A 23,570-nucleotide genomic window follows, 5' to 3' on the forward strand; every position below is an offset into this window, starting at 1 on the left:
TGACGTTGTAGTCCACCACCCGCTTCACGGGCACCAGGATCTTCATAGCTCAGCTCCTTTGCGTGTATTCGTTCAGTCCAGCTTGGCGCCGGACGCCTTCACCAATTGTTCCCACACCGGGTAGTCCTTCCGGTAGGCGGCCATGAAGGCTTCCGGGGTACCGGCCACCGGATTGAAGCCCATCGCCGCGAACTTCTCGCGCATCTCGGGCGTGTTGACCACGGCGTTCACTTCCTTGGCCATGCGCTGCACGATGTCCATCGGCGTCTTCGCCGGTGCGGCCATGCCCACGAAGCCGCAGATGCGGTACGCATCATCCTTCAGGCCCTGCTCCACCAGCGTGGGCACGTTGGGCAGCACGGCCATGCGCTGGTCGCCGGTGACGCCGATGATCTTCAGCTTGCCGGCGTCGATGTGCGGCTTGGTGCCCGAGGCGCTGGCATAGGCCATCTGGATCTGGCCGCCCAGCAGGTCCTGCAGCATCGGCGCCTCGCCCTTGTAGGCCACGTGGGACATGTCGGCATTCAGCGCCTGGCTCATGTAGGCGCCGGCCAGGTGCGCATAGGAGCCGATGCCCCAGGAGCCGTACGACACCTTGCCCTTGTTCTTGGTGATCCACGCCTGCAGCTCGGCCGCGTTGCGGGCCGGCACGTCGGGGTGCACCACCAGCGTCACCGGCGCCACCGCGATCTGCGAGACCATCACCAGGTCCTTCTGCGGGTCGTAGGGCAGCTTGGCGAACAGGAACTGGTTGATCAGCAGCGAGGTGCTGAGCGAGATGGTGAAGGTGCTGCCATCGGGCGCGGCCTTGGCCACGGTATCGGTGCCCAGGATGCCGGCGGCGCCGCCCTTGTTCTCCACGATGATGGTCTGGCCCAGCCGCGGGCCCAGCTTGTCGGCGATCAGGCGCGCCGACACGTCGGTGGCGCCGCCCGGGTTGAACGGCACGATGATGCGGATGGGCTTGCTGGGCCAGGCGGCCTGCGCCTGCACCCACGGGGCGGCGGCCAGGCCGGCCGACACGGCGGCACCACGGGCCAGCAGCTGGCGGCGGTTGATGGGTTGGTTCATCGTGTTGTCTCCTTCAGGGGGCGGGGGATCGTTGTTCGTGTTCGATGCGGGCCTTCACGCCGAGCCGCGCCGCGGTTTCGGCGATGGCCGGTGCCAGAGCGGCCACAGCCGGATGCGCGGGGCAGCGCACCAGCAAGCCCGCAGGACCGTCGGCCACCACGGCAGGCAGCGGCGTGCCGGCGAGCGCGGCCTCGCGCCACAGGGCCTGCAGCCGCTGGCCAAGCGTGTCGATTGCGGCCAGCTGCCGCAGCTCGGGCTTAAAGATCTTGCCCACGTTGGTGGTGGGCATGCGCTGCAGCACGGTGATGCGCTTGGGCCGCGCCGGGGCCTCGTCCACCCGCTGGGAAACGAAGGCCAGCAGTTCTTCCTCGGTGGCGCTGGCGCCGGGCAGCAACGTGGCATAGGCCACCGGCACTTCGCCGGCATAGGCATCGGGCGCGCCCACGGCCGCGGCCAGCTGCACCGCGGGATGGGCGTCGAGTGCGTCCTCGATCACCTTGGGATCGATGTTGTGGCCGCTGCGGATGATCAGGTCCTTGGCGCGACCGGTGAGGTTCAGCCGGCCCTGCTCGTCCAGCCAGCCCAGGTCGCCGGTGGCCAGCCAGCCGTCGGGCGTGAAGGCCTTCCTGTTCTCCGCCTCGTCGACGAAGCCGGAGAACAGGTTGGGCGAGCGGAACAGCACCATGCCCGCCTCGCCCGGCGGCAGCTCGCGGTCGCTGGCGTTGCCGCGCTCGTCCAGCGCCACGATGCGCAGCTGCGTGTACGGCAGCGGGAAGCCCACGCAGCCGGCCGGCCCCACCACGCCGGGTGGCGTGATGGTGGAGATGCCGGCCATCTCGGTCATGCCCAGGCTTTCATGCACATGCAGGCCGAACAGCCGCTCGAAGCGCGCCGCCAGCTCGGGCGACAGCGGCGCGGCGCCGGTGCGGCAGTACTGGATGGAGGAGATGTCGGCGCCTTCCAGCGGCACGTCGGCCAGCGCGGCCAGCACCGTGGGCACGGCCGACAGCGACGTGGGCTTGAAGCGCTCCACCAGGCGCCAGTACTGGCGCATCACCTCGCGGTTGCGCAGCAGCGTGGTGGTGGGGATCACCACTTCCACCCCGGCCGAGAACGACGCCAGCGACGCCGGCAGCACCCCCGCCACATGGAACAGCGGGTAGCCGTTGATGGCCACGTCGGTGGACCGCAGGCCCTGCATCTGCACGCTGGCCCAGGCGGTGAACACCTGCGCACGGTGGCTGTGCCGCGCCAGCTTGGGGTCGCCCGTGGTGCCGCCGGTGTGGAAGTAGGCGGCGATGTCCTCGGGCTGGATGTCCCGGCCGCCGATCAGGCGGTCGGCGGGCTGCGCGGCGCGCGCTTCGTTGAAATCCAGCACGCCTTCGGGCAGTGCGCCTTCCACCGCCGGTGGCGCGTCGTGCGGCATCACCCGCAGCACGGTGCGCAGCGTGGGCACCTTCTCGCGCAGGCGCATGGCCTTCTGCCAGTAGCCGGCCTCGGCATCGGCGCCCCAGGCGACCAGCACCTTGGCGCCGGCCGCATTCATCAGCGCGGCCAGCTTGTCTTCGTTCAGCAGCGGATTGAGCGGCTGCACGATGCCGGCCGCCTCGCCGCCCCACAAGGCCAGGTGGTACTCCGGGCAGGCGGGCAGCAGCACCGACACCGCCTGCTGCGGGCCCAGGCCCAGCGTGTGCAGCAGGTTGGCCGTCTGGTGCAGGCCTTCGAACAGCTGGCGGTAGCTCCAGCGCAACGGGCGGTCGGCCTCTTCCACGCTGCGGAAGAAGACGATGGCCGTCTTGTCGCCGAAGGCCGCGGCCGAGTTGCGGAACAGCTCATAGGTGCTGCGCACCGGCACGGCTTCGGCCAGCGGCATCGCGGCCTCGATGCGCTGCACGTCGGCCAGGCTGCGAACGGGCGCGCCGGCGCGGAACGGCTGGCCTGCGGCGTGGAAGGTGGTCATGCGCTTGTCTCCTGCACGGGTCGTGCTGCCCGTTGGGGGTAATGATGTCAGGCTGCGAGGGGCACCGGTGCAATGCGGCGCGCGGCCGCCTGCATCTCGGTCGCCAGGCGATCGACGATGACGGCCAGCGGCTCGATGCGGTCGGTGAAGGCCAGCGCGTGGCCGGCCGACAGCACGCCGCGCGAGGTGTCGCCGGTCTCGTAGGCCTGGCGGCCGATGCGGCCGGCCACCAGCGGCAGCAGCTCCTGGATGGTGACGTCGGGCTTGGCGGCTTCGATGGCCTGCACCTCGTCGGTGGTGCCGTTGCGCAACGCGCGCACGGTGTTGCGCACCGTGTGCATCAGCAGCGTGGTGTCGGTGGGCTGGGCCTGCACCAGGCGGCGCTTGTAGTCGTCATGCGCCCAGATTTCCTCGGCCACGGTGAAGCGCGTGCCCACCACCACGCCGGCCGCCCCCATGGCCAGCGCCGCCGTCACCTGCGAGCCGCAGCCGATGCCGCCCCCGATCAGGTAGGGGATGTGCAGCTGCCCACGCGCCCAGGCGGCATTGACGATGCTGCCCACCATGTCCATGCCCGGGTGGCCGCCGCACTCGGCGCCCACGATGGCCACCGCATCCACGCCCAGCGACTGCGCCTTGACCGCATGGCGCACCGCCGGCACCTTGTGCAGCACCTTGATGCCGGCGGCCTTCAGCATGGGCAGGTAGGCCTCCGGGCTGCGGCCCGAGGTCTCGACAAAGCGCACGCCCTCTTCGGCGATCAGCTCGAACACCGCCTGCGTGCGCTCGCCCGGCACCAGCTTGGGCAGCATCGACACGTTGACGCCGAAGGGCCCGCCCTCGCACAGGTCGCGGCAGCGACGGATCTCGTCGCGCAGGCGGGCCGGGTCGGGAAAGCTGGCCGCGGTGATGAAGCCGATGATGCCGGCGCGCGAGGCCGCGGCCACGTAGCGTGCGTCGGACAGCCACATCAGCCCGCCGGCCACAATGGGCAGGCGGATGCCGAACAGATCTGTGATGGCGGTGGTATGCATGGCGGACCTGCGGTGCCTATTCGATGGACACGCCCTTGTCGCGGATCACCTGGCTCCACTTCTGGTCGTCGCGGCGGATGCGCTCGGCCGTGTCCTTGGGCGACTGCCAGGCGGCAAAGGTGCCGGCGGCCTTCAGCTTCTCCTGGATCTCGGGCTCGGCCAGCGTCTGCTTCAGCGCCTCGCTCAGCTTGCCGATCACCGGCGCGGGCGTGCCGGCCGGTGCCAGCAGGCCGCCCCAGGACACCGCGTCAAAGCCCGGGAAGCCCTGCTCCGACACCGTCTTCACATCGGGCAGGTAAGGCACGCGCTGCGGCGAACCCACGGCGATGGCGCGCAGCTTGCCGGCCTTGATGTGCGGCAGCGCGGCGACCATGTCCGCATACATCACCGGCACCTGGCCGCCGAGCACGTCGGTCACGGCCGGTGCGCCGCCGCGGTAGGGCACATGCGACATCTCGAACTTGCCCAGCGACTTCAGCGACTCGGTGGTCAGGTGGCCGAAGCTGCCCTGGCCCGAACTGGTGTAGTTCAGCGGGGGATTGGTGGCCTTGGCCTTGGCGATGAGCTGCGGCAGCGTGGTCACGTCGGGCAGCGACTGCGGATTGACCACCATCACGATCGGCAGGTCGTAGGTGGTGCCGACGGGCGTGAAGTCCTTCTGGATGTCGTACCTGGCCGACTTGTACAGGTGCGGCGCCAGCAGCGTCGGCGTGGCCAGCATCATCAACGTGTAGCCGTCCGCCGGGGCCTTGGCCACCTGCGCGGCGGCGATGGCGCCCGAAGCACCGGCCTTGTTCTCGACGATGACCTGCTGCTTCAGCAGCTCGCTCATGCGCTGGCCGACGATGCGCGATGCGGTGTCGGTGGGGCCACCCGGCGGGAAGGGCACCACCAGCGTGATCGGCTTGGCCGGGTAGGCCTGCGCCATCGCGCCGAATGCAGGCGCGGCCAGGGCCAGGGCGAGGAGACTGCGGCGCAGGGTACTGACGGGTCGGGAAGCGGAACGGGAACGCATGCGGAACTCCTTGCGGTGCAGTGGAAAGCGACGCGCCGCACCTGGCGGCCGGCGCGCATCTGGAAAGAAAAAGGAAGCGTGGGTCGCGGCGCCTAGCCGCGGCCAGGCCGCTGGTCGCCCAGCAGCTCCTGCAGCACGGCCTCGGTGTCGGCGCCGAGCTGAGGCGGCGGCCGGCGCACCGGCAGCCGCTCGCCGTCGATGCGGTAGGGCGGTGCCAGCACATGCGTGCTGCCGGCCACCGGATGCGGCTGCACCGTGACCAGGCCACCTTCCACCGCGCGCGGCGAGGTCAGCGCCTCATGCAGGCCCAGCACCTCGCCGCAGGGAATGCCGGCGCCCGACAGCGCGGCCAGCAGCTGCGCACGCGGCCGGCGGGCCAGCTCCGCATGCAGCACCGGCAGCAGCTCGGCGCGGTTGGCCGAGCGGCCCAGGTTGGTCTTGAAGCGCTCGTCGGCCGCCAGGTCGGGCCGCTCGATCACCTCGGTGCAGAAACGCTGGAACTGCGCGTTGTTGCCCACGGTGATGACGATGGGGCCGTCGGCCGCGTCGAACACGCCGTAGGGCACGATGGACGGATGCGCGTTGCCGTAGCGCGGCGGGTCTTCGCCCATCAGCAGCGCTTCCAGGCCGTAGTAGGCGGTGATCATCAGTCCGCAGTCGAACAGCGCCATCTCCACATGCCGGCCGGTGCCGGTGTGCTCGCGCTGGTACAGCGCGGCCAGCACCGCCTGCGCCGCATACATGCCGGTCATCAGGTCGACCGCGGCCACGCCGAACTTCAGCGGCGGCTGCGTGGCCTCGCCGTTGAGCGCCATCAGGCCGGCCTCGCCCTGCACCACCAGGTCGTAGCCCGGGCGCGCGGCTTCGCTGCCGGCGCGGTTGTAGCCCGAGACCGAGCAGTAGATCAGCCGCGGGTTGTCGGCCTTCAGCTGCTCATAGCCCAGGCCCAGCTTCTCCATGCCGCCGAACTTGAAGTTCTGGATCACCACGTCGCACTTGGCGGCCAAGGCCTTGGCCGTGGCCTGGCCTTCGGGCGTCTGCAGGTCCAGCGCCACCGACCGTTTGTTGCGGTTCATGCTGTTGAAGTAGGCGGTCTCGGTCTTGCCGACGCGCAGGCCCCAGTCGCGGGTGTCGTCGCCGCGGCCGGGATGTTCCACCTTGATCACGTCGGCGCCGAAGTCGCCCAGCACCATGCCGCACAGCGGGCCGGCCAGCACCCGCGAGAAGTCCAGGACACGCACGCCGGACAGCGGCAGTGCGGAAGCATTCGGGGCCATCTATCAGTCTCCAGCCGGGTCAACGGCCATGTCAGCGGCGGCGCAAGGCCGCGAAGTCGGCGCGGCGCTTCTGCAGGAAGGCGCCGATGCCTTCGGCCGCCTCGTCGTCGCCCTGGCTTTCGACCATGGCGCGTGCTTCGAGTTCGAGCTGTTCATCCAATGAGCGCATGTGCGCGCCGCGGCACAGCGCCTTGATGCGCGCGGTGGCGCGGTCCGGTCCTTCGGCGATGCGCTGGCCCAGCGCGATGGCCTCGGCCTCGGCCGTGCCGGCATCCACCAGGCGATTGACCGCGCCCAGCGCATGCAGCCGCTCGGCCGGCACGCGGTCGCCGGTCAGGCACAGCTCGGTCAGCACCTGGCGCGACACGAACTCGGCCAGGAACGAGGTGATGCCGCCGTCGGGCGTGAGACCCACCTTGATGTAGGTGACGCTGTAGAACGCCTCGCGCGACGACACGAGCATGTCGCAGGCCAGCGCCAGCGACATGCCGGCCCCGGCCGCGCCGCCTTCCACCGCGGCGATCACCGGCTTGGCCGTGTCGCGCAGCCGGCGCACGAAGCCGTGCAGCAGCTCCAGCCGCTCCCGCCGGTCCTCGGGCGCCATGTCGCGCCGCGTGGCCAGCTGGTTCAGGTTGCCGCCGGCGCAAAAGAAGCCGCCCGCGCCGGTGAGCACGATGGCGCCGATGGTGGGATCGGCATCCGCCTCCACCAGCGCCTGCGTGGCCGCGGTGTAGAACTCGGCGCTCAGCGCATTGCGTGCGGCCGGGTTGTTGTTGACCAGCACCAGCACCGGGCCTTCGCGGCGCTGCAGCAGCACGTCGGTGGCACTCATGCGGCAACCTTGCCCAGCGCGATGTAACGCTCGAGGTGGAAGTCCTCGTCGCCCAGCTGGTGGTCGATCATCACCAGCCGCTTCGCGTAGTGCGACAGCGGCAGCTCCCAGGTCATGCCGATGCCGCCGTGCAGCTGCACGGCTTCTTCCGCCACCAGCGTGCCCACGCGCCCGATAGTGAACTTGGCGGCCGACAGCGCCTTCTCGCGCGCGATGCGGTCATCGCCGTCGATGGCCGCGGCGGCATTGATCACCGCCGAGCGGGCCTGCTCGATTTCCAGCAGCACATCGGCCATGCGGTGCTGCAGCGCCTGGAAGCTGCCGATGGGCACGCCGAACTGCTTGCGGGTCTGCAGGTATTCCAGCGTGGCCTGGCGGGCCACGTCCATCGCACCCAGCGATTCGGCGCACAGCGCCAGCACGCCGCGGCCCACCGCATGTTCGATGGTAGCCAGCGCCTGGCCTTCTTCGCCCAGCAGCGCGTCGGCCGGCACGGTCACGTTGTCCAGCGTGACGGTGGCCACGCGGCCGCCGTCGATGGCGGCCTGGCCGCTCACCTTCAGGCCCGGCGTGCCGGCCGGCACCGGGAACAGCGACAGGCCTTGCGCATCGGCCTCGCCCCCCGCGGTGCGGGCCGACACCAGGAACAGCGTGGCCGCCTCGCCCTGCGCCACCACGGCCTTCGTGCCGTTGAGCACCCAGCCGTTGTCGCTGCGGCGCGCGGTGGTGGCCACCTGCTGCAGCGAATACACGCTGTCGGCCTCGCCATGCGCGAAGGCACCGATGGTGCTGCCGTCGATCAGCTTGTTGAGCCAGGTGCGCTGCTGCTCGTTGCCGGCATGGCTGATGGCGCTGCCCACCAGCACCGCGCTGCCCAGCAGCGGCTCCACCACCAGGCCACGGCCCAGGGCTTCGAAGACCACGGCGATGTCGAACCCGGCGCCGCCGTAGCCGCCATCGGCTTCGCTGAACAGCGCACCGATGGCGCCCAGCTCGGCGAACTGCTGCCATTGGTTGGCGCTGTAACCCTCGGGCGACTGGGCGATGCGGTTGCGGGCCTCGAAGCCGTACTGCTCGGCGATGTAGCGGTTCAGGGTGTCCGCCAGCATGCGGCGGTCTTCGGTGTGCTCGAAATTCATGTCCTGCTCCTGGCTGGCGTCAGAGCCCAAGGATCATCTTGGAGATGATGTTGCGCTGGATCTCGTTGGAGCCGCCAAAGATCGACAGCTTGCGGTTGTTGAAGTAGCTGGCCGCCGCGCTGGCCGCTTCTTCCGGCGCGCCCACTTCCCCTTCGTACGGGCCTTCCAGCGCATCGGCGTTGAAGGGCCGCGCATGCGGGCCCATCGCCCGGCGCAGCAGCGACGTCAGCTCCTGGCGGATGACGGTGCCGCGGATCTTCAGCATCGAGCTTTCGGCACCCGGCACGCCGCCGCCGGCCACCGCCGCGATCACGCGCAGGTTGGTGGTCTTCATGTTCTCCAGGTCGATCTCGACCTTGGCCAGGCGGGCCGCGAACAGCGGGTCCTCGGCCAGCGGCCGGCCGTTCTTCTGCACCCGTGCGGCGGCCTTTTTCAGCTTGGCCAGCGCAGCCACCGAGAAGCCCACGCCCGCGATGTTGGTGCGCTCGTAGGTCAGCAGGTACTTGGCACAGTCCCAGCCGCGATTCTCCTCGCCCACCAGGTTCTCGGCCGGCACGCGCACGTCGGTGAAGAACACCTCGTTGACCTCGTGCGCACCGTCCAGCGTGATGATGGGCCGCACTTCCACGCCAGGGCTCTTCATGTCCACCAGCAGGAAGCTGATGCCCGACTGCTTCTTGGCCGCCGGGTCGGTGCGCACCAGGCAGAAGATCATGTTGGCGTGCTGGCCCAGCGTGGTCCAGGTCTTCTGGCCGTTGACGACGTAGTGGTCTCCGTCGCGCACGGCGGTGGTCTTGACGCTGGCCAGGTCGGAGCCGGCGCCGGGCTCGGAATAGCCCTGGCACCACCAGTCGGCACCGTTCAGGATGCGCGGCAGCCAGTAGCTCTTCTGCGCCTCGTTGCCGTACTTGATGAGCACCGGGCCCAGCATATTCACGCCGAAGGGCACGATGCGCGGCGCGTGGGCGATGGCGCATTCATGCTCGAAGATGAACTTCTGCACCGCGTTCCAGCCCGGGCCGCCGTAGGCCTGCGGCCAATGGTTGGCCAGCCAGCCACGCTCGTTGAGGATGGCGTGCCACTCCTCCATGTCGGCCTTGCTCAGGTGCTGGCCGTTGGCCACCTTGGCGGACAGCCGCTCGGGCAGCTTGTCGGCCAGGAAGGCACGCACCTCGTCGCGGAAGGCCAGTTCTTCGGTCGTGAAGCTCATGTCCATGAGGCTGTCTCCGGTCAGTAGATTTCGAACAGGCCCGCGGCGCCCATGCCGCCGGCGATGCACATCGACACCACCGCGTACTTGGCCTTGCGGCGGCGGCCTTCCAGCAGGATGTGGCCGGCAAGCCGCGCGCCGGTCATGCCGAAGGGGTGGCCGATGGAAATGGCGCCGCCGTTGACGTTGAGCTTCTCGTGCGGAATGCCCAGCTGCTGCTGGCAGTACAGCGCCTGCGAGGCGAAGGCCTCGTTCAGCTCCCACAGGTCGATGTCGTCCACCGTCAGGCCATGGCGCTTGAGCAGCTTGGGCACGGCATACACCGGGCCGATGCCCATCTCGTCGGGCTCGCAGCCGGCCACCGCCAGGCCGCGGAAGGCGCCCAGCGGCTGCAGGCCCAGGCGCTCGGCCTCGGCGGCTTCCATCAGCACGCAGGCCGAAGCGCCGTCCGACAGCTGCGAGGCATTGCCGGCGGTGACGAACTGGTCATCGCCGCGCACCGGGGCCAGCTTGGCCAGCCCTTCGTAGGTGGTGCCGGGGCGGTTGCAGTTGTCCATCGTGGCCGTGACCTCGCGGTGCGTCACGGCCTTGGTTTCCTTGTCGGTCACCGCCATCGTGGTGGTGCAGGGCACGATCTCGTCGGCATAGCGGCCGGCCTTCTGCGCTTCTTCGGTGCGGCGCTGGCTCTCGGCGCTGAAGCGGTCCTGCGCCTCGCGGCTGATGTTGTAGCGCTGGGCCACGATGTCGGCGGTCTCGATCATCGCCATGTACAGCGCGGGCTTGTGCTCGACGATCCACGGGTCCATGCCCGAGTCGCCGGCATCGGTGGCGCTGCGGGTGCGGATCTGCGAGATGCTTTCCACGCCGCCGGCGATCATGGCCGGGGCGCCGTCCACCACGATCCGGCCGGCCGCCATGGCGATGGCCTGCAGGCCCGAGGCGCAGAAGCGGTTGACCGTGGTGCCGGCGATGCTGATGGGCAGGCCGGCGCGGATGATGGCCTGGCGGCCGACGTTGCGGCCGGTGGTGCCTTCGGGGTAGCCGCAGCCGAGGATGGCGTCCTCGATCATCGCGGGGTCGATGCCCGCGCGCTCCACCGCGGCCTTGACCGCGAAGGCGGCCAGCGTGGGGCCCGGGGTGATGTTGAACTCGCCGCGGTGCGCCTTGGTCAGCGGGGTGCGGGCGGTTGAAACGATGACGGCTTCGCGCATGGTGTTTGTCTCCTGGATGCGGTGCTTAAGAGGCAGCCTTGTTGAGGCTCTCGAAGTTCTTGCCCTCTTCCACCAGCTTCACCAGCAACGGCGAGGGCTGCCAGAACAGCGGGTCTTCCTTGGCGAACTCGCGGATGTCGGCCAGCACCTTGTCCAGGCCCACCGTGTCGGCGTACTTCATCGGGCCGCCGCGGAAGCGCGGGAAGCCGTAGCCGTGCACGAAGGTCACGTCCACGTCCAGCGGGCGCAGCGCGATGCGCTCGTGCACCACGTTCGCACCCTCGTTGATCATCGCGGCCATGTAGCGGCGGATGATCTCCTCGTTGCTGAAGCGGCGCGGCGTGATGCCGGCACGCTGGCGCTCGGCGTCGACGATGGCCAGCACTTCCGGGTCGGGCTGGCCGGTGCGCGAGCCTTCGGGGTACAGGTACCAGCCGCGCTGCGTCTTCTGGCCGAACCAGCCGCGTTCGCAGATGCGGTCGGCGACCTGCACGTAGCGCGCGGCCGGGTTGCGGGTGGCGGCCTTGCGCTTGCGCGTGGCCCAGCCGATGTCGCCGCCAGCCAGGTCGGACACCTGGAACGGGCCCATCGGGTAGCCGAACTCGCGCACCGCGGCATCGATGTCGTAGGGCGACGCGCCGTCTTCCATCAGGTGGTCGGCGGCCTGGCGGTACACGGCCAGGATGCGGTTGCCGATGAAGCCGTCGCACACGCCGGCACGCACCGGCGTCTTCTTCAGCTTCTTGGCCAGCTCGAAGGCGGTGGCCACCACGTCGGCGCTCACCTGGGCCGGCACCACGATCTCCAGCAGCTTCATGATGTTGGCCGGCGAGAAGAAGTGCAGGCCCACCACGTCCTGCGGCCGCGAGATGCTGGCCGCGATGGCGTCGATGTCCAGGTACGAGGTGTTGGTGGCCAGCACCGCGCCCGGCTTGCACACGCGGTCCAGCTCGGCGAACACGGCCTTCTTGACGTCGATGTCCTCGAACACCGCCTCGATCACCAGGTCGACGTCCTGGAAGGCAGCGTAGTCGGTGCTGCCGTTGAAGCGGGCCATCACCGCGGCCTTGCCTTCGGCCGTCATGCGGCCCTTGGCCACCAGGCCGTCGTACACCTTCTCGACATTGGCGCGGCCGCGGTTGATGGAGGCTTCGTCGCGCTCCACCATGGTCACCGGCAGGCCGGCATCCAGCGCCGCCACCGCGATGCCGGCGCCCATGGTGCCGCCGCCCACCACGCCGATGTGCTTGAACGGGCGCGGCTGCGCGGCCGCGGCCTCCGGCACCTTGGCCACTTCACGCTCGGCAAAGAAGGCGTGGATCAGGCCGGCGCGCTGCGGGCTGTCCAGGCATTGCATGAAGAACTGGCGCTCCAGCTTCAGCGCCTCGTCGAAGGGCTTGTCCAGCGCGGCCTGCACCGCTTCCACGATCTTGTGCGGCGAGAACAGGTTGCGCTGCTTCTTCTGCACGTCCGCCTTGGCGGCATCGATGGCGGCCTGCGCGGCTGCGCGGTCGGCCAGCGCCGTGCCGTCGCGGCTGCGGCGCGGGCCGGCATTGGCGGCCAGCAGTTCCTGCGCGTACGCCAGGCCTTCGGCCAGCGTGTCGTCGCTCTTGGCCAGGCGGTCGATCAGGCCCAGCTTCAGCGCCTCGGCGGCCGGCACGTGGCGGCCGCTGAGGATGATGTCCAGCGCCGCCTTGGCGCCCACCAGGCGCGGCGTGCGCTGCGTGCCGCCGGCACCGGGCAGCAGGCCCAGCGCCACTTCGGGCAGGCCCAGCTTGGCGCTGGCCACGGCGATGCGGTAGTGCGCGCCCAGCGCCACTTCCAGCCCGCCGCCCAGCGCGGCGCCGTGGATGGCGGCGATCACCGGCTTGCGGCTAGCCTCGATGCGGTTGCACACCTCCGTCAGCAGCGGCTGCTGCGGCGGCAGGCCGAATTCGCGGATGTCGGCGCCAGCGATGAAGTTGCGGCCAGCGCCCACGATCAGCACCGCGGCCACTGCCGGGTTGGCGTCGGCGCCCTCGATGGCGGCCATCAGGCCGCGGCGCACGGCCACGCCCAGCGCGTTGACCGGCGGGTTGTCGACCGTGACCAGCAGGATCTTGCCGCGCAACTCGGTGCTGACCGGGTTGGCTTCGGCTGCGGAGGAAGCGGCTTCTTGCACCATGTGCGTGTCTCCAAATGCAGGCCCCGGTCGGACTCCGGGTGTGCAGGCATTGTTGGACGTCGATAGTTTCTTGACAATGGCTCAAGCCGTTGACAGACTGTCAAGCCATTTTTGACAACCAGCACGGAACCTCGCCTGATGGACGTCAACGCCCTCACCTTGCTGGTGCAGATCCTGGACGCCGGCAACCTGAGCGAAGCCGCCCGCCGGCTGAAGATGAGCCGGGCCAACATCAGCTACCACCTGAACCAGCTGGAGCGCTCCATCGGCCAGCAGCTGGTGCGGCGCACCACCCGCCGGGTGGAGCCCACCGAGATCGGGCTGAAGCTCTACGAGCATGGCCTGCGCATCCAGAACGAGCTGACCGCCGCCAGGGAATCGATCACCACGCTGGGCCAGACGCTGCAGGGCCGGGTGCGGCTGTCGGTGCCCAGCGGCTACGGGCAGCTGGTGATGTCGCCGTGGCTGCTGGACTTCAAGCGCCAGTACCCCGGCATCGTGCTCGACGTGATGTTCGAGAACCGGGTGGAAGACCTGATGCGCGACGAGGTGGACGTGGCGGTGCGGGTGCTGTCGGAGCCGCCGCAGAACCTGGTGGCGCGCGACATGGGCACGGTGCGCTACGTGGCCTGCGCCTCACGCGCGTTTGCCGAGGCGCAGGGCCTGCCGCAGCGGCTGGAAGAGCTGCGCACCATGCCGCTGATCACTGCAGCCGTCATCGGCCGCCAGTTGCGCGTGGCCGCCTACTGGCGCGAGGAACGGCACGAGGTGCTGCTGGAGCCATCGCTCATCTCGGAGAACTTTTTGTTCCTGCGCCAGGCGGTGCAAGCCGGCCTGGGCATCGGCCTGGTGCCCGACTACGTGGTGCAGGACGAGGTGGACCGCGGGGAGATCGTGACGTCACTGGACGAATGGCGGCTGTCGATCTTCGGCACCCACATGCACCTGCTGTACATGCCCAACCGCCACCACACGCGGGCGATGGCGACGTTCATCGACTTCGTGCTGGGGCGGGCGCGGGGCAGTGGTCCAGCCGGTGGAACATCGAGCGACATGGCAGCCATCGACTTGGGTTGACTGGCGCTGACAGGGAGTGCGATACCAGCGCCATGCCGCGCGCCAGCGCAGTTCGGCTTGCCAAAGCTGCAGGAGCCCTACATGCCAAAAGAGGACATGCGCCACCAGATCGGAAGGCAGTTCAGGACGTACTTCGTCTCATCGCCGGGCCTGGGCGGCGGCGGCGCTGCAATGTGGCAGAACGTCTTCTCAGACGAGTACCTTCGTACAGTGCAGGCCTCCCCCACCCTCTCTGCGGAGCAGAAGCGCAAGATCAAGCGAAAGATGCATCGCCTGCGCGCCGCGATGATCCTGGTTCCTTGGATCACGGCCTGGGCCCAGCCGATCCATGCCGCGCGCAAGTCGCTTCGCAAGCAACTCATCGCCAAGTTGCAGCCGCTCGGCCTGTCCGAGCTGGCCGCTACTGCGTATGCCGACTTCAAGGTCGGGATCGCCAAGTTCGAAGATTTCGTCGCGACGCTGGATGACGCCGAAATGACACATGTCACGTCGCCGGTCTTCAAAGCGGGCCTGCAGCAGCTCCTCAAACAACTTGGCCTCTGAGCGCTGAGCTCACCCCTCCCGCGCCAACCGCTCGCTCTTCCAATACACGTCGTCGCAGCCCAGCCCGTCCAGGTTGGCGCGGTTCAGCACCCGCGCCAGCACGAACATCAGGTCCGACAGGCGGTTGAGGTACTGCCGCGCCTCGGGCCGCACGGCCGCGGCATCGGAGGCCGCCAACGCCACCACCACGCGTTCGGCCCGGCGGGCCACGGTGCGGGCCACATGGGCCAGCGCGGCGCTGCGGGTGCCGGCGGGCAGGATGAACTCCTTCAGCCGCGGCAGCGTGGCGTTGTAGTGGGCCAGCGCCTCGTCCAGGCGCAGCACCGCCTCTTCCTTCAACAGTGTGTAGCCGGGGATGGACAGCTCGCCGCCCAGGTTGAACAGCTCGTGCTGGATGACCACCAGCAGCTCGCGCACGTCGTCGGGCAGCGGCTCGGCCAGCAGCACGCCGATCTGCGAGTTGAGTTCGTCCACGTCCCCCAGCGCATGGATGCGCAGGTGGTCCTTGCCCACGCGGGTGCCGTCGCCCAGTCCGGTGCTGCCGTCGTCGCCGGTGCGGGTCGCGATTTGTGTGAGTCGGTTTGCCATGGGCGGATGCTAGGCGACGCAGCAGTTAGATTCGCCGTCGGGGCGTTGTCTGCCCACGAGGATGCACACCATGGATCGAAGAAGCTGGCTGGCCGGCCTGGCCGCATGCGGGGCCGCGCTGCCGATGTGGGCCGGGCCGGCGCAGGCGGGCGCGGTGGAGGTGATCGCGCGCAGCAAGCCGTCGGTGGTTGCGGTGGGCAGCTTCCGGCCCACCGACAACCCGCGCTTCACCTTCCGCGGCACCGGCTTTGCGGTGGACGACGGCACGCTGGTGGTCACCAATGCGCATGTGGTGCCCGAGCTGCCGGCCGACGCGGTGGGCGCGCACGTGGCGGTGCTGGTGCGGCGCGAAGGCCAGTCGCCCGAGCTGCGCCGCGCCAGCGTGCTGCAGCTGGTGCGCGGCCACGACCTGGCGCTGCTGCGCATCGACGGCGCGCCGCTGCCGGTGCTGCCGCTGGCCGCGCCCGCGGCCATCACCGAGGGGCAGTCGGTGGTGCTGATGGGCTTTCCGCTGGGCGGTGCGCTCGGGTTCACGCCGGTGAGTCACCGAGGGATGATCTCGTCCATCACGCCCATCGCCGCGCCGGTGGCCAATGCACGGCAGCTGAACGAAGCCGCCATCTCCCGCATCCGCCAGGGCAGTTTTGACATCTACCAGCTGGACGCCACGGCCTACCCCGGCAACAGCGGCGGCCCCGTGCTGGACGCGGACAGCGGCCAGGTGGTGGGCGTGGTCAATTCCGTGTTCATCAAGGGCAGCAAGGAAACCGCGCTGACCGATCCCTCCGGCATCAGCTACGCGCTGCCGGTGCGGCTGGTGGCCGAGTTGCTGCGCCTTCCGCGCTGACACCCCGCTGAAACCTCGCTGGCGGCACGGCGGGGCGCTGCACTATGCTGGGCCCATGAACGCCCCGCTGTCCCCCATCCTCTTCGACGTGGATGCACGTCGCCCCGTTCCGCCGGCCATGGTGGCGGCGTTGAAGGCCCGCTTCGGCGAGCGCTGTTCCACCGCCCGCGCGGTGTGCGAGCAGCACGGCCGCGACGAGTCGCCCATCGACGTGCCGCCGCCCGAGGTGGTGGTGTATTGCGAAAGCACCGAGGAAGTGGCCGCCGTGGTGCAGCTGGCGCATGAGCATGCGGTGCCGGTGATTCCGTACGGCGTGGGCTCCTCGCTGGAGGGCCACCTGCTGGCCGTGCAGGGCGGCGTGAGCATCGACCTCTCGCGCATGAACCAGCTGCTGCGCGTGAATGCCGAGGACCTGACCGTCACGGTGCAGGCGGGCGTCACCCGCATGCAGCTCAACCGCGAGATCAAGGACACGGGCCTGTTCTTCCCGATCGACCCGGGCGCCGACGCCACCATCGGCGGCATGTGCGCCACCCGCGCCAGCGGCACGAATGCAGTGCGCTACGGCACCATGCGCGAGAACGTGCTCGGCCTGACGGTGGTCACCGCCAGCGGCGAGGTCATCCGCACCGGCACCCGCGCGCGCAAGAGCAGCGCCGGCTACGACCTGACCCGCCTGTTCGTCGGCAGCGAAGGCACGCTGGGCGTGATGACCGAGGTGACGCTGCGGCTGTACCCGCTGCCCGAGGCGGTGAGCGCGGCCATCTGCTTCTTCCCGACCATCGACGCGGCGGTGCAGACCACCATCAGCATCATCCAGATGGGCGTGCCCATCGCCCGCTGCGAGCTGCTGGACCCGAACGCGGTGCGCGCGGTGAACCGCCACGACAAGCTCACGCTGCGCGAGGCGCCGATGCTGCTGATGGAATTCCACGGCAGCGAAGCGGGCGTGGCCGAGCAGGCTGCCACGGTGCAGGACATCGCGCGCGAGTACGGCGGCGAGGACTTCGAGTGGGCCCGCACGCCGGAGGAACGCACCCGCCTGTGGACGGCCCGCCACCATGCCTACCTGGCCGCGCTGCAGATGCGCCCGGGCTGCCGGGCGGTGACGTCGGACACCTGCGTGCCCATCTCCCGCCTGGCCGAGAGCATCAACGAATCGGTGAAGGAAGCCGAAGGCGCCGGCCTGCCCTACTTCATCGTCGGCCATGTGGGCGACGGCAACTTCCACCTGGCCTACCTGATCGACCCCAACCTGCCCGAGGAACGCGAGACCGCCGAGCGGCTGAACCTGCAGATGGTGGAACGTGCGCTGCGCCTGGAAGGCACCTGCAGCGGAGAACACGGCGTGGGCCTGCACAAGATGGGCTTCCTGGTGACCGAGGCCGGGGACGGCGCGGTGGAGATGATGCGCACCCTCAAGCGGGCGCTCGATCCGCGCAACATCATGAACCCGGGCAAGATCTTCACGCTGTAGCTGCGCCGCGGCGGGCCATGGCGCGCTTCCTCCTGGCCTGGGAACTGGGCGGCGGCCTGGGCCACGCCACGCCGCTGGCGCAGATCGCGGCGCCGCTGCTGGCCGCCGGGCATGAGGTGCACTGCGCGCTGCGCGACCTCTCCATCCTGCTGCCGGTGTTCGGCCCGCTGGCCACGCATCCGCGGCTGACGGTGTGGCAGGCGCCGGTGTGGCAACCCACGCTGAACGGCCTGCCGCCGCCGGCCACCTATGCCGAGCTGCTGTTCCGCGCCGGCTACCTGGATGCGCAGCGCCTGCAGGGCCTGGTGCTGGCCTGGCGAGGCTTGCTGTCGTCGCTGCAGCCGCAGCTGCTGCTGGCCGACCATGCGCCCACCGCGCTGCTGGCCGCACGAGGGCTGCCGATGCGCCGGGCGCTGTGCGGCACCGGCTTCTTCATGCCGCTGCGGCGCCAGCCGATGCTGGCCTTCCGCGACTGGGAGCCGATGGCGCCACGCCGCGTGCACACCTCGGAAGAGCGGGCGCTGGCCACCTGCAACCAGGTGCTGGCGCCGCTGGGCCAGGCGCCCATGGCGGCGCTGCACGAGCTGCTGGCGGCCGACGAACGCTTCCTGCTCACCTGGCCCGAGCTGGACCACTTTCCGGCGCGCAGCGAGGAGCCCGGCACCCGCTACTGGGGCGCGCTGCCCGGCGCCACGGAGGGCGATACCGTGCCCTGGCCGGCCGGTGACTTCGGCCGCGTGCTGGCCTACCTGAAGCCGGAACATGCAGCCACCGAAGCCGCGCTCGCCTGCCTGCAGGCGGGCCCCTGGTCCACGGTGGCGTATGTGCCCGGCCTGGCCGCCTCGCTGAAGCAGCGGCATGCCTCGCCCCACCTGGTGTTTTCCGACCGGCCGGTGTCGATGGCGCAGGTGGGCTGCACGGCCGATGCGGTGCTGTGCCATGCCGGCAGCGGCACCGTCACCGCCGCGCTGCAGGCGGGCCAGCCGGTGGTGATGTTGCCGATGCATGCCGAGCAGCTGCTGTTCGCGCGCCGGGTGCAGGCGGCCGGCGCCGGCAGCCTGCTGCTGGAGGGCGAGGTGGCCGGCCAGCTGGCCGACCGGCTCGACCAGGCCCTGCGCCAGGGCCCGATGCGCCAGGCCGCGCAAGGCTTCGCACAACGCCATGGCGCTTCGGCCAGCCAGGTGGCGCTGCAGGTCGCGCAGCGCTGCATCCAGCTGGCCACCGGCTGAGCGCCGGCCGGCGCTTCAGGTCGGCGCCGGCACCGTCCAGCGCTTGGTGACGTCGCCCTTGGCGTTGGTGCTTTCCAGGTGCACGCCGAAGCCCCACAGCCGGGCCACGTGGCGCAGCACTTCCTGCGCGCCGTCGTGCAGCGGCCGGTCGTTGTGCTGGGTGTGGCGCAGCGTGAGCGAGCGGTCTCCGCGCAGGTTCACGTTCCACACCTGGATGTTGGGCTCGCGCGAGCCCAGGTCGTACTGGTGCGACAGGGCTTCGCGCACGCGCTTGTAGCCGTTGTCGTCATGGATGGCCGAGACCTCCAGTTCGCTGTCCTTCTCGTCGTCGACGATGGCGAACAGCCGCAGCTCGCGCATCAGTTTCGGGCTCAGGTACTGGCCGATGAAGCTCTCGTCCTTGAAGTTGCGCATCGCATGGTCCAGCGTCGGCAGCCAGTCGCTGCCGGCGATCTCGGGGAACCACTCGCGGTCTTCGTCCGTCGGCTTCTCGCACACGCGCTTGAGGTCGGTGTACATCGCAAAGCCCAGCGCATAGGGGTTGATGCCGCTGTAGGCCCGGTGCCCCACCGGCGGCTGGTAGATCACGTTGGTGTGCGACTTCAGCCACTCGATCATCACGCCGTCGGTCAGGTAGCCGTCGTCGTACATGGTGTTGAGCAGCTTGTGGTGCCAGAAGGTGGCCCAGCCCTCGTTCATCACCTGCGTCTGCCGCTGCGGATAGAAGTACTGCGCCACCTTGCGCACGATGCGCACGATCTCGCGCTGCCAGGGCTCCAGCAGCGGCGCGTTCTTCTCGATGAAGTACAGCAGGTTCTCCTGCGGCTCGTCGGGAAAGCGGCGCAGCTCGGCCGCTTCCTCGGGCTTGTCGATGCGCTTGGGCAGCGTGCGCCACAGGTCGTTGACCTGCTGCTGCGCATAGGCCTCGCGGTCCTTGCGGGCGCGCAGTTCCTCGGCCAGGCTCTTGCGGCTGGGGCGGCGGTAGCGGTCGACGCCATGGTTGGCCAGCGCATGGCACGAGTCGATGAATTCCTCCACCTTCTCCAGCCCGTGGCGCTCCTCGCACTCGGCCACGTAGTTCTTGGCATAGACCAGGTAGTCGATGATCGACGACGCATCGGTCCACATGCGGAACAGGTAGTTGCCCTTGAAGAAGCTGTTGTGGCCATAGGCCGCATGCGCGATCACCAGCGCCTGCATCGCCATCGTGTTCTCCTCCATCAGGTAGCTGATGCAGGGATTGCTGTTGATGACGATCTCGTAGGCCAGGCCCATGTGGCCGCGCTTGTAGTTCTTCTCGGTGGAGATGAACTCCTTGCCGTAGCTCCAGTGGCGGTAGTTCACCGGCATGCCGACGGACGCATACGCGTCCATCATCTGCTCGGCGGTGATGATCTCCAGCTGGTTCGGGTAGGTGTCCAGCCCGTAGCGCTCCGCGGTGCGGCGGATCACGTCGTGGTACTGGTCGATCAGCTCGAACGACCAGTCGCTGGGCGCGGGCAGCGGTTCGGCGGGGCGCTGTGCCAGCGGCATCATCTGGCGCAGCGGGGCACGGGGGGCAAGCACGGCGTTCATGTCGATGCCTTCAGCGTTCGGTGGTGGCAAGGTTGCGGCAGGCGCGGCATCAGGCCGCTTCCTGCACGCCTTCCTTCTTGAACAGGTCTCGGAACACGGGATAGATCTGCGAGGCGTCGGTGGCCTTGCGCATCGCGAAGCGCCGCTGGCTCTGCGCCAGCTGCGTGTATTCCTCCCACAGGTTCTGCTCTTCCTCGGCCACCTGCACGTAGGCGAAGTAGCGCACCAGGGGCAACAGCTTCTCGCTCAGCAGCTCGCGGCAGCGGCCGCTGTCGTGGTGCCAGTTGTCGCCGTCGCTGGCCTGCGCGCCGTAGATGTTCCATTCGGTCGGGTTGTAGCGCGCGCGGATGATCTCTTCCATCAGCACCAGCGCACTGCTCACCACCGTGCCGCCGGTCTCGGTGGCGTGGAAGAAGTTGTGCTCGTCCACCTCCTGCGCCTGCGTGTGGTGGCGGATGAACACGAGGTCGATCTTCTCGTAGTGCTTCGTGAGAAACAGGTACAGCAGGATGAAGAAGCGCTTGGCGAGGTCCTTGCGCGATTCGTCCATCGAGCCCGAGACGTCCATCAGGCAGAACATCACCGCCTTGCTGCTGGGCACCGGCGTGCGCACCCGGTTGCGGAAGCGCAGGTCGATCGGATCGAGGTACGGGATGCGGCCCAGCCGCGTGCGCAGCTCCAGGATCTGCGCTTCCACGTCGGCGATGGCGGCCGCAGCCACCGCGTCGCCAGGCGTGGCATCGAGCTTCATTTGCAGCAGCTGCTCTTCCAGCTCGCGCAGCTCGCGCCGCGATTCACTGCCGATGGCGATGCGCCGGCCGATGGCGCCGCGCATCGAGCGCACCACATGCAGGTTGTTGGGCGTGCCGTCGCTGGTGAAGCCGGCGCGGTGACTCTTCCACTCCGGCGTTTCGGCCAGCTGCGTGCGCACCAGGTGCGGCAAGGCCAGGTCTTCGAAGAAGACCTGCATGAACTCTTCCTTGCTCAGCGTGAACACGAAGTCGTCGGTGCCTTCGCCCTGGTCGCTGGCCTGGCCACTGCCCGAGCCGCCACCGCCACCGCCCTTGGGCCGCTCGATGCGGTCGCCGCGCAGGTAGTCCTGGTTGCCCGGGTGCACCATCTCGCGCTTGCCGCCCTGGCCGTGGCCGAAGACGGGTTCGCTGATGTCCTTCTTCGGGATGACGATGTCCTCGCTGCGCTCGATGTCGCGGATGCCCCGCTGGTCGACCGCGCGGCGCACCGCGTCGCGTATCTGCGTCTTGTAGCGGCGCAGGAAACGCTCGCGGTTGCCGATCGACTTGTTCTTGCCCGACAACCGGCGATCGATGATCTGCTGAAGCATTTGGCAGGACTCCTGGGTGACGACGAGGGATCAGCTGCTCTTGCGCACGCGCAGGTACCACTCGCACAGCAGGCGCACCTGCTTGGGCGTGTAGCCCTTGTCGACCATGCGCGTCACGAAGTCCTCGTGCTTCTTGGCTTCGTCGGCACTGGCCTTGGCGTTGAAGCTGATGACCGGCAGCAGCTCCTCGGTGTTGGAGAACATCTTCTTCTCGATCACCGTGCGCAGCTTCTCGTAGCTGGTCCACACCGGGTTCTTGCCCTGGTTGTTGGCCCGCGCCCGCAGCACGAAGTTGACGATCTCGTTGCGGAAGTCCTTCGGATTGGCGATGCCGGCCGGCTTCTCGATCTTCTCCAGCTCCGCGTTCAGCGCACTGCGGTCGAACACCTCGCCGGTGTCGGTGTCGCGGTACTCGTGGTCCTGGATCCAGTAGTCGGCATAGGTCACGTAGCGGTCGAAGATGTTCTGGCCGTACTCGGAGTAGCTCTCCAGGTAGGCCGTCTGGATTTCCTTGCCGATGAACTCGGCATAGCGCGCGGCCAGGTGCTCCTTGATGAAGGCGGTGTACTTCTGCTCGATCTCGGCCGGGAACTGCTCGCGCTCGATCTGCTGCTCCAGCACGTACATCAGGTGCACCGGGTTGGCCGCCACTTCCGTGCTGTCGAAGTTGAAGACCTTCGACAGGATCTTGTACGCGAAGCGGGTGGAGATGCCGCTCATGCCTTCGTCCACGCCCGCATAGTCGCGGTACTCGGCGTAACTCTTGGCGCGCGGGTCGGTGTCCTTCAGGTTCTCGCCGTCGTAGATCTGCATCTTGCTGAACAGCGACGAGTTCTCCGGCTCCTTCAGCCGCGTGAGCACCGCGAACTGGCTCATCATCTTCAACGTGCCGGGGGCGCACTTGGCCTCGGCCAGCGAGGAGCTGCGGATCAGCTTCTCGTAGATCTTGACCTCTTCGCTCACGCGCAGGCAGTACGGCACCTTGACGATGTAGATGCGGTCGAGGAAGGCCTCGTTGTTCTTGTTGTTGCGGAAGGTCTTCCACTCGCTCTCGTTGCTGTGCGCCAGCACGATGCCGTCGAATGGAATCGCGCCGAAGCCCTCGGTGCCCTTGAAGTTGCCTTCCTGGGTGGCCGTCAGCAGCGGGTGCAGCACCTTGATCGGCGCCTTGAACATTTCCACGAACTCCAGCAGGCCCTGGTTGGCCAGGCACAGGCCGCCGCTGTAGCTGTAGGCGTCGGGGTCGTCCTGCGCATAGGTCTCGAGCTTGCGGATGTCGACCTTGCCCACCAGGCTGGAGATGTCCTGGTTGTTCTCGTCGCCCGGCTCGGTCTTGGCCACGCCGATCTGCTTGAGGATGGACGGATGCCGCTTGACCACCTTGAACTTGCGGATGTCGCCGCCGAACTCCTCGAGCCGCTTGACGGCCCACGGCGACAGGATGCGGTTCAGGTAGCGCTTGGGAATGCCGTATTCCTTCTCCAGGATCGGGCCGTCCTCCGTCGCGTCGAACAGGCCCAGCGGCGACTCGTTCACCGGCGAACCCTTGATGGCATAGAAGGGCACTTCCTGCATCAGCTGCTTCAGCCGCTCGGCGATGGAGCTCTTGCCGCCGCCCACCGGGCCCAGCAGGTAAAGGATCTGCTTCTTCTCTTCCAGGCCCTGCGCGGCATGCCGGAAGTACGACACCACCTGCTCGATGGCGTCTTCCATGCCGTAAAACTCGGCAAAGGCGGGATAGACCTTGATCACCTTGTTGGCGAACAGGCGGGACAGGCGCGGGTCGTTGCGCGTGTCGACGGTTTGCGGCTCACCGATGGCCTTGAGCATGCGCTCGGCGGCGGTGGCGTAGGCCAGCGGATTGCGCTTGCACTCCGCCAGGTAGTCCTCCAGCGAGATTTCTTCTTCTCGGGTGCGTTCGTATCGTGCGGCGAAGCTGCTGATCACGTCCATGCGGACCTCCTTGGTGGGGAAGGCGT

General features: G+C 68.8%; 19 protein-coding genes. 5 read left to right on the plus strand and 14 right to left on the minus strand.

Going from position 1 to position 23,570, the window contains the following annotated elements:
• Positions 1-72: 72 nt before the first annotated feature.
• The 10 genes from VO99_RS11105 to VO99_RS11150 form a co-directional block, all read right to left on the minus strand.
• The gene (locus VO99_RS11105; protein ID WP_046112941.1) at positions 73-1,071 is read right to left on the minus strand and encodes a Bug family tripartite tricarboxylate transporter substrate binding protein; all 999 of its coding nucleotides are present in this window, start codon (positions 1,069-1,071) and stop codon (positions 73-75) included.
• A gap of 13 nt (positions 1,072-1,084) precedes the next feature.
• Positions 1,085-3,031, minus strand: coding sequence for an acyl-CoA synthetase (locus tag VO99_RS11110; RefSeq protein ID WP_046112942.1), 1,947 nt, complete (start codon positions 3,029-3,031; stop codon positions 1,085-1,087).
• A gap of 47 nt (positions 3,032-3,078) precedes the next feature.
• Entirely contained in the window at positions 3,079-4,065 is a 987-nt protein-coding gene (locus VO99_RS11115; RefSeq protein WP_046112943.1) for an NAD(P)H-dependent flavin oxidoreductase, read from the minus strand.
• Positions 4,066-4,081: 16 nt separating this feature from the next.
• Positions 4,082-5,080: a Bug family tripartite tricarboxylate transporter substrate binding protein gene (locus tag VO99_RS11120; protein WP_046112944.1), complete on the minus strand. Its 999-nt coding sequence runs from the start codon at positions 5,078-5,080 to the stop codon at positions 4,082-4,084.
• 92 nt (positions 5,081-5,172) lie between these two features.
• Complete coding sequence (locus VO99_RS11125) at positions 5,173-6,357, minus strand: CaiB/BaiF CoA transferase family protein (RefSeq protein WP_046112945.1); 1,185 nt, start codon at positions 6,355-6,357, stop codon at positions 5,173-5,175.
• 31 nt (positions 6,358-6,388) lie between these two features.
• Positions 6,389-7,189: an oxepin-CoA hydrolase, alternative type gene (locus VO99_RS11130; RefSeq protein ID WP_046112946.1), complete on the minus strand. Its 801-nt coding sequence runs from the start codon at positions 7,187-7,189 to the stop codon at positions 6,389-6,391.
• Positions 7,186-8,328 (minus strand): acyl-CoA dehydrogenase family protein, encoded by a 1,143-nt coding sequence (locus VO99_RS11135; RefSeq protein ID WP_046112947.1) that lies wholly within the window; start codon positions 8,326-8,328, stop codon positions 7,186-7,188. The genes VO99_RS11130 and VO99_RS11135 overlap by 4 nt, the downstream gene beginning before the upstream one ends.
• A 19-nt stretch (positions 8,329-8,347) precedes the next feature.
• Positions 8,348-9,544: an acyl-CoA dehydrogenase family protein gene (locus tag VO99_RS11140; RefSeq protein ID WP_046112948.1), complete on the minus strand. Its 1,197-nt coding sequence runs from the start codon at positions 9,542-9,544 to the stop codon at positions 8,348-8,350.
• A 14-nt stretch (positions 9,545-9,558) separates the two neighbouring features.
• Positions 9,559-10,749, minus strand: a complete 1,191-nt coding sequence (locus VO99_RS11145; RefSeq protein WP_046112949.1) for an acetyl-CoA C-acyltransferase — start codon at positions 10,747-10,749, stop codon at positions 9,559-9,561.
• A 25-nt stretch (positions 10,750-10,774) separates the two neighbouring features.
• On the minus strand, positions 10,775-12,913 hold the full coding sequence (locus tag VO99_RS11150; RefSeq protein WP_046112950.1) for a 3-hydroxyacyl-CoA dehydrogenase NAD-binding domain-containing protein: 2,139 nt from the start codon (positions 12,911-12,913) through the stop codon (positions 10,775-10,777).
• Positions 12,914-13,051: 138 nt separating this feature from the next.
• Between VO99_RS11150 and VO99_RS11155 the strand changes: the two genes are divergently transcribed.
• Complete coding sequence (locus VO99_RS11155; RefSeq protein ID WP_046112951.1) at positions 13,052-13,990, plus strand: LysR family transcriptional regulator; 939 nt, start codon at positions 13,052-13,054, stop codon at positions 13,988-13,990.
• Between the two features lie 81 nt (positions 13,991-14,071).
• The gene (locus tag VO99_RS11160; protein WP_157039535.1) at positions 14,072-14,533 is read left to right on the plus strand and encodes a hypothetical protein; all 462 of its coding nucleotides are present in this window, start codon (positions 14,072-14,074) and stop codon (positions 14,531-14,533) included.
• Positions 14,534-14,542: 9 nt separating this feature from the next.
• Here VO99_RS11160 and VO99_RS11165 read toward each other — a convergent pair whose 3' ends face one another.
• The gene (locus tag VO99_RS11165) at positions 14,543-15,121 is read right to left on the minus strand and encodes a cob(I)yrinic acid a,c-diamide adenosyltransferase (protein WP_046112953.1); all 579 of its coding nucleotides are present in this window, start codon (positions 15,119-15,121) and stop codon (positions 14,543-14,545) included.
• Between the two features lie 70 nt (positions 15,122-15,191).
• On the opposite strand from VO99_RS11165, the gene VO99_RS11170 reads away from it, so the two are divergent.
• Genes VO99_RS11170 through VO99_RS31835 form a run of 3 tightly spaced genes read left to right on the plus strand, consistent with a single transcriptional unit; the run spans position 15,192 to position 18,674 of the window.
• Entirely contained in the window at positions 15,192-15,968 is a 777-nt protein-coding gene (locus VO99_RS11170; protein WP_046113146.1) for a S1 family peptidase, read from the plus strand.
• A gap of 55 nt (positions 15,969-16,023) precedes the next feature.
• On the plus strand, positions 16,024-17,445 hold the full coding sequence (locus tag VO99_RS11175) for an FAD-binding oxidoreductase (RefSeq protein ID WP_046112954.1): 1,422 nt from the start codon (positions 16,024-16,026) through the stop codon (positions 17,443-17,445).
• A 17-nt stretch (positions 17,446-17,462) separates the two neighbouring features.
• Positions 17,463-18,674, plus strand: a complete 1,212-nt coding sequence (locus VO99_RS31835; protein WP_046112955.1) for a glycosyltransferase — start codon at positions 17,463-17,465, stop codon at positions 18,672-18,674.
• A 15-nt stretch (positions 18,675-18,689) separates the two neighbouring features.
• Here the strand turns inward: VO99_RS31835 and VO99_RS11185 are convergent, their stop codons facing one another.
• The 3 genes from VO99_RS11185 to VO99_RS11195 are packed head-to-tail and all read right to left on the minus strand — an operon-like array spanning position 18,690 to position 23,544.
• Complete coding sequence (locus tag VO99_RS11185) at positions 18,690-20,249, minus strand: SpoVR family protein (protein ID WP_046112956.1); 1,560 nt, start codon at positions 20,247-20,249, stop codon at positions 18,690-18,692.
• 49 nt (positions 20,250-20,298) lie between these two features.
• The gene (locus tag VO99_RS11190) at positions 20,299-21,591 is read right to left on the minus strand and encodes a YeaH/YhbH family protein (protein ID WP_046112957.1); all 1,293 of its coding nucleotides are present in this window, start codon (positions 21,589-21,591) and stop codon (positions 20,299-20,301) included.
• 30 nt (positions 21,592-21,621) lie between these two features.
• On the minus strand, positions 21,622-23,544 hold the full coding sequence (locus VO99_RS11195) for a PrkA family serine protein kinase (RefSeq protein ID WP_046113147.1): 1,923 nt from the start codon (positions 23,542-23,544) through the stop codon (positions 21,622-21,624).
• Positions 23,545-23,570: the final 26 nt, after the last annotated feature.

Origin of the sequence: Aquincola tertiaricarbonis (assembly GCF_000969605.1) — a bacterium.
GTDB classification, from domain to species: Bacteria; Pseudomonadota; Gammaproteobacteria; order Burkholderiales; family Burkholderiaceae_C; genus Aquincola; species Aquincola tertiaricarbonis.

Excerpts from the sequence above, each read along its gene's own strand:
- VO99_RS11105 (WP_046112941.1), bottom strand. The coding sequence starts at position 1,071 with ATGAACCAACCCATCAACCGCCGCCAGCTGCTGGCCCGTGGTGCCGCC.
- VO99_RS11110 (WP_046112942.1), bottom strand. The coding sequence starts at position 3,031 with ATGACCACCTTCCACGCCGCAGGCCAGCCGTTCCGCGCCGGCGCGCCC.
- VO99_RS11115 (WP_046112943.1), bottom strand. The coding sequence starts at position 4,065 with ATGCATACCACCGCCATCACAGATCTGTTCGGCATCCGCCTGCCCATT.
- VO99_RS11120 (WP_046112944.1), bottom strand. The coding sequence starts at position 5,080 with ATGCGTTCCCGTTCCGCTTCCCGACCCGTCAGTACCCTGCGCCGCAGT.
- VO99_RS11125 (WP_046112945.1), bottom strand. The coding sequence starts at position 6,357 with ATGGCCCCGAATGCTTCCGCACTGCCGCTGTCCGGCGTGCGTGTCCTG.
- VO99_RS11130 (WP_046112946.1), bottom strand. The coding sequence starts at position 7,189 with ATGAGTGCCACCGACGTGCTGCTGCAGCGCCGCGAAGGCCCGGTGCTG.
- VO99_RS11135 (WP_046112947.1), bottom strand. The coding sequence starts at position 8,328 with ATGAATTTCGAGCACACCGAAGACCGCCGCATGCTGGCGGACACCCTG.
- VO99_RS11140 (WP_046112948.1), bottom strand. The coding sequence starts at position 9,544 with ATGGACATGAGCTTCACGACCGAAGAACTGGCCTTCCGCGACGAGGTG.
- VO99_RS11145 (WP_046112949.1), bottom strand. The coding sequence starts at position 10,749 with ATGCGCGAAGCCGTCATCGTTTCAACCGCCCGCACCCCGCTGACCAAG.
- VO99_RS11150 (WP_046112950.1), bottom strand. The coding sequence starts at position 12,913 with ATGGTGCAAGAAGCCGCTTCCTCCGCAGCCGAAGCCAACCCGGTCAGC.
- VO99_RS11155 (WP_046112951.1), top strand. The coding sequence starts at position 13,052 with ATGGACGTCAACGCCCTCACCTTGCTGGTGCAGATCCTGGACGCCGGC.
- VO99_RS11160 (WP_157039535.1), top strand. The coding sequence starts at position 14,072 with ATGCCAAAAGAGGACATGCGCCACCAGATCGGAAGGCAGTTCAGGACG.
- VO99_RS11165 (WP_046112953.1), bottom strand. The coding sequence starts at position 15,121 with ATGGCAAACCGACTCACACAAATCGCGACCCGCACCGGCGACGACGGC.
- VO99_RS11170 (WP_046113146.1), top strand. The coding sequence starts at position 15,192 with ATGGATCGAAGAAGCTGGCTGGCCGGCCTGGCCGCATGCGGGGCCGCG.
- VO99_RS11175 (WP_046112954.1), top strand. The coding sequence starts at position 16,024 with ATGAACGCCCCGCTGTCCCCCATCCTCTTCGACGTGGATGCACGTCGC.
- VO99_RS31835 (WP_046112955.1), top strand. The coding sequence starts at position 17,463 with ATGGCGCGCTTCCTCCTGGCCTGGGAACTGGGCGGCGGCCTGGGCCAC.
- VO99_RS11185 (WP_046112956.1), bottom strand. The coding sequence starts at position 20,249 with ATGAACGCCGTGCTTGCCCCCCGTGCCCCGCTGCGCCAGATGATGCCG.
- VO99_RS11190 (WP_046112957.1), bottom strand. The coding sequence starts at position 21,591 with ATGCTTCAGCAGATCATCGATCGCCGGTTGTCGGGCAAGAACAAGTCG.
- VO99_RS11195 (WP_046113147.1), bottom strand. The coding sequence starts at position 23,544 with ATGGACGTGATCAGCAGCTTCGCCGCACGATACGAACGCACCCGAGAA.